We start from the raw sequence: 4,845 nt of genomic DNA on the forward strand, positions 1-4,845 counted from the left end.
TTGTTCGACCAGCGCGGCGTTCTGCTGGGTCACTTCGTCCATCTGGGTGATGGCGATGTTGACCTGTTCGATGCCATCGCTCTGCTCGGAACTGGCGGCAGTGATCTCCCCCACGATGTCGGTGACACGGCGCACGCTGGCCACCACTTCGGTCATGGTGCTGCCGGCGGTTTCGACCAGCTTGCTGCCGGTATCGACCTTGGCCACCGAATCGTCGATGAGCATCTTGATTTCCTTGGCTGCGGCGGCCGATCGCTGCGCCAGGGAACGCACTTCCGAGGCCACCACCGCGAAGCCGCGCCCTTGCTCGCCGGCGCGGGCCGCTTCCACGGCGGCGTTCAGGGCCAGGATATTGGTCTGGAAGGCGATGCCGTCGATCACGCTGATGATTTCCACGATCTTGCGCGAGGAATCGTTGATGGCGCCCATGGTATCGACCACCTGCGACACCACGCTGCCACCCTGGGTGGCCACGTCGGACGCCGAGTGCGCCAGCTGGTTGGCCTGGCGGGCGTTGTCGGCGTTCTGCTTGACGGTCGAGGTCAGCTCTTCCATGGCCGAGGCGGTTTCTTCCAGCGAACTGGCCTGCTGCTCGGTACGGGTGGACAGGTCCAGGTTGCCGGTGGCGATCTCGCGGGAGGCGGTGTTGATGGTGTCGGTGCCTTCGCGGACCTGGGTGACGATGCGCAGCAGGCTGTCGTTCATGGCCTTGAGCGAGCGCATCAGGTGGCCGGTCTCGTCGGATCCGGCGGGTTTGATCTCGACCGTGAGGTCGCCCTCGGCCACGCGTTCGGCAACGTGCATGGCATCCTGCAGCGGGCGCGAGACGATGCGCGCCACCCAGGTCGCCAGCAGCATCCCCAGGCCGATGCAGGCAGCCAGCAGGGCGCCGATCATGATGCGCGAGCTTTCATAGCGGTCCTGGGCTTCCTGGTCGGTTTGCTCGCTGCCTTTGACATTGATGTTGACCGCGTTGTCCAGGGCCGCAAACAGGCGCAGGTAGACCGGGGTCGCTTGCTTGATCAGCAGTTCGCGGGCGTCGTCGATCTTTTGTGCGCGCACCTGGGTGGCGATCTCCTGATGCATCTTGGTGAAGATGGCCTGATCGGCCTTGATCGCATCGAAGTTGGTTTTCTCTTCAGGCGAATTGACCAGGGGCGCGTACTTGTCCAGGATCCTGGCCAGGTCGGTGAAGAGGCCGCCGATGGTTTTTTCATTGCTCTCCACATTGCCTTCGTTGCCCGGCAGCATGTGTTGCAACTGTATCGTGCGGATACGCGCCAGGGCGACCTTGGCTTCCAGCGGGTAACGCACGCTGGGCAGGGAGTTGGTAGCGATTTCGGTGGAGGCGTCGTTGACCCGCGAGAGCTGCACGATGGAAAACACCCCCAGCACGGCGGTCAGGAGCAGGATGGCGGCAAAGGTCAGCATCAGCTTGCGGGCGATGCGCAGATCGTAGAACCATTTCATGGTTTGTCCTTGGTCTTGGAATATCGGTGGCGGAGCACCGGATGCAGGTGACGGATCGACCCATGCCTGCAGGGTTGGCTCATGCAGTTTAGGAGCGCGCCTTGTCAGATCAAAGCGGCAATAACCAGTGTTTTGCGGCGCATATTGCCGCTTCGGCGGAACTTGTAGGAGGGAGCGGGCGCAAGGGCCGCGCTTTCGGTATCATGGCGGCCATCTTGTCCCAACCTGATCATTGGATAACCGCCTCATGCTGATTGTTTTGTCTCCCGCCAAGTCGCTGGACTACGACACGCCTCCGACCACCGATGTGCATACCACGCCGGCTTTTGTGCCGCGCTCGGCCGAGCTGATCGAATTGCTCAAGAAGCTCTCGCCGGCTGAGATCGGCAGCCTGATGGGAATTTCCGATCAGTTGTCCGTGCTCAATGTGAACCGCTATGCAAGCTGGTCGCGCAAGTTCACCACGAAGAATGCCAAGCAGGCCGTGCTGGCCTTCAATGGTGACGTCTACGAGGGCCTGGATGCGGCATCGCTCAATGGCAAGCAGCTGGATTACCTGCAGAACCATGTGCGCATTCTCTCGGGCCTGTACGGGATGCTGCGTCCGCTGGACCTGATGCAGCCGTATCGCCTGGAAATGGGGACCAGGCTGGCCAATCCCAACGGCAAGGACCTCTACGCCTTCTGGGGCAGCGAGATCACCGATGCCCTCAACGAGGAACTGGCCGCGCAGAAGACGCCGGTGCTGGTGAACCTGGCTTCGGACGAATACTTCAAGTCGGTCAAGCCCAAGCTGCTCAAGGCACAGGTGATCGCGCCGGTGTTCGAGGACTGGAAGGGCGGCAAGTACAAGATCATTTCCTTCTACGCCAAGCGCGCACGCGGACTCATGGCGCGCTATGCGGCGCAGAAGAATATCAACCAGCCGGAGAAGCTCAAGGGCTTTGACCTGGAAGGCTATGCCTTCGCGCCCGAGGCTTCCAATGAGAAGAACTGGGTCTTCCGCCGTCGCCTGGAGGGCTGAGCTGCGGCCGGGCAGGGCTCAACGCCTTGCCTGATGGAAATGTCAAACAAACAAAAAACCCTCGCCATCTGCATGGCGAGGGTTTTCTATATGGGGTGAAGCTGGCTTACCAGACCTTCCACCAGGGCTTGGCCTTCTGCTTGGGGCCACCGGTGTACCAGGGGCTGTTGGGATAGGTGGCCTGGATGATGCGTTCGGTATCTTCCTTCAGCTTGGTCTGTCCCAGGGCTTCGTAGGAGCGCATCAGGATGAACAGCGCCTCTTCGTTGGCAGGCGAGTCCGGATACTGCTTGATGGCGGCCTGCGCGCGGTTGGCCGCCGATACGTAGGCGCCACGGCGGTAGTAGTAATTGGCCACGTGGACGTCGTATTGCGACATGGCATTGACCAGGTATTTCATGCGGGCAATGGCGTCCGGGGTGTACTTGCTGTCCGGGAAACGTTCTGCCAGCAGCTTGAACGAGTCGAAGGCGTCACGCATGGCCTTGGGATCGCGCTCGGTGTTGTCCTGGTCGGTGAAGGTGTCGAAGATGCTGGTGCGATCATTGAAATTGATCAGGCCACGCAGGTAGTACATGTAGTCGACGTTGGGATGGTTGGGGTGCAGCTTGATGAAGCGGTCCACCGCCGCCAGGCCCTGGGCCTGTTCGTTCTGGCGGTAGTAGGCGTAGGCGATGTCCATCTGCGCCTGCTGCGCATAGGTGCCGAAGGGGTAGCGCGATTCCAGCTTCTCGAAGTACTTGATGGCCTTCTCGTAGCCACCGGCATTCAGTTCGTCCTTGGCTTCCGAGTATAATTTCGAGGCAGACCAGCCGACCGTCTCATCCTTTTGCTCCGGCAAGAGGCCGCAGGCGGTGAGCGAGAGGGCAAAACCGATGATGAAGAACTTCAATAAGATTTTGTGCATGACTCTTGTGTGCTTGTCTGGGACTTATCAGTTGTGCATGGCGCTGTGCGCCTACCCGAGCCGGCTGCATCGATACCCGAAATACAATCAACCCGATCCGGCGATTATAGCTGATGTCACGTAAGAAACCCCTTCCGATTACAAATGGCGATACGCCAATGACCCCCGACCTCCCCGCCGATGAGGCTTTCGACGACGATAACGGCCAGGCCGCTGCCGACGACGATGGCAGCTCTGGCCTGGAGCCCGTGAGCCTGCGCCTGGGCGATGAAGTCATCGGCCAGCGGCTGGACAAGGTCCTGTCCGGCCTCATGCCCGAATTTTCCCGCAACCGCATCCAGCAATGGATTGAAGACGGTCACGTCACCGTCGATGGTGCCCCCGCCAAGGCCAAGATGACCATGCTGGGCGATGAGCTGGTCGAGGTGGCGCCGCAGTCGGCCCCGGCCGATCAGCCCTATGCTCCCGAAGCCATGGCGCTGGATATCCTGCATGAAGACAAGTACCTCATCGTGCTCAACAAACCGGCTGGTCTGGTGGTGCACCCGGCCGCCGGCAACTGGAGCGGCACGCTCTTGAATGGTCTGTTACACCATTGCCCGGCGCTGGCCAAGGTGCCGCGTGCCGGCATCGTGCACCGGCTGGACAAGGAGACCAGCGGCCTGATGGTGGTGGCCAAGACGCTGGCGGCGCAGACCGATCTGGTGCGACAGCTACAGGCGCGCAGCATGAAGCGTCAGTATCTGGCGCTGGTGTGGGGCTTGCCGCAGCTGTCCGGCACCATCAATGCGCCGATGGCGCGCCATCCGCGTGACCGCATCAAGATGGCGGTATCGCAGAGCATGCGCGCCAAGCCGGCGGTGACCCATTACCGTCGCCTGGCCACCGGCGAGATCGATCGCAAGCCGGTGAGCCTGGTGCATTGCCGCCTGGAAACCGGGCGTACCCACCAGATCCGCGTGCACCTGCAGTCGCTGGGCTTTGCCCTGGTTGGTGATGCGCTGTATGGCAAGCATCACCTGATCCCGGTGTTCCCGCGTCAGGCGCTGCTGGCCGGTCGCCTCGGCCTGGTCCACCCGGGTAGCGGCAAGTTCCGCCAGTGGGCCGCACCGCTGCCGGAGGACATCGTGGCGCTGCTGCAGCGCGCCGGCATCGATCCGGCCCTGGCGGTGATTCCCGAAATGGATGAGCAGCCCGATCCGGTGGCCGGCGACTATGACGACGAAGATGATGACTATTGAGCGGCCCCGGCGGGCCGCGGAGGGCGCTCCATGGAGCTGCTGATCCCCGACTGGCCGGCGCCTGCCGGCGTGGGCGCCATGACCACCTTGCGCGGCGGCGGCTACAGCCCGGCTCCCTACGACGATGGGCATGGCGGCCCTGGCCTGAACCTGGGCCTGCATGTGGCCGATGATCCCTTGCTGGTGGCTCGTAATCGTGCGCT

The 4,845-nt window shown here is 62.2% G+C and carries 4 protein-coding genes; 2 read left to right on the forward strand and 2 right to left on the reverse strand.

All coding sequences use genetic code 11. The features are described 5' to 3' along the window. Positions 1 to 1,470, reverse strand: a 1,470-nt coding sequence (locus HFRIS_RS24250) for a methyl-accepting chemotaxis protein (RefSeq protein WP_006465668.1), incomplete at its 3' end; no start/stop codon positions are given. Between the two features lie 247 nt (positions 1,471 to 1,717). On the opposite strand from HFRIS_RS24250, the gene yaaA reads away from it, so the two are divergent. Next, positions 1,718 to 2,494: a peroxide stress protein YaaA gene (gene yaaA, locus HFRIS_RS24255; protein WP_006465669.1), complete on the forward strand. Its 777-nt coding sequence runs from the start codon at positions 1,718 to 1,720 to the stop codon at positions 2,492 to 2,494. 106 nt (positions 2,495 to 2,600) lie between these two features. On the opposite strand, the gene HFRIS_RS24260 is transcribed toward yaaA, so the two are convergent. After that, entirely contained in the window at positions 2,601 to 3,401 is an 801-nt protein-coding gene (locus HFRIS_RS24260) for an outer membrane protein assembly factor BamD (RefSeq protein ID WP_006465670.1), read from the reverse strand. A 113-nt stretch (positions 3,402 to 3,514) separates the two neighbouring features. Between HFRIS_RS24260 and HFRIS_RS24265 the strand changes: the two genes are divergently transcribed. Then, a complete protein-coding gene (locus HFRIS_RS24265; protein ID WP_039877257.1) occupies positions 3,515 to 4,642 on the forward strand; it encodes an RluA family pseudouridine synthase in 1,128 nt (375 codons plus the stop codon). The last annotated feature ends 203 nt before the right edge of the window (positions 4,643 to 4,845 follow it).

Origin of the sequence: Herbaspirillum frisingense GSF30 (assembly GCF_000300975.2) — a bacterium.
Taxonomy (GTDB): Bacteria; Pseudomonadota; Gammaproteobacteria; order Burkholderiales; family Burkholderiaceae_D; genus Herbaspirillum; species Herbaspirillum frisingense.

Bases quoted from the DNA above. Each gene is read 5' to 3' on its own strand.
- HFRIS_RS24265 (WP_039877257.1), top strand. From the start codon at position 3,515: ATGTCACGTAAGAAACCCCTTCCGATTACAAATGGCGATACGCCAATG.
- HFRIS_RS24260 (WP_006465670.1), bottom strand. From the start codon at position 3,401: ATGCACAAAATCTTATTGAAGTTCTTCATCATCGGTTTTGCCCTCTCG.
- yaaA (WP_006465669.1), top strand. From the start codon at position 1,718: ATGCTGATTGTTTTGTCTCCCGCCAAGTCGCTGGACTACGACACGCCT.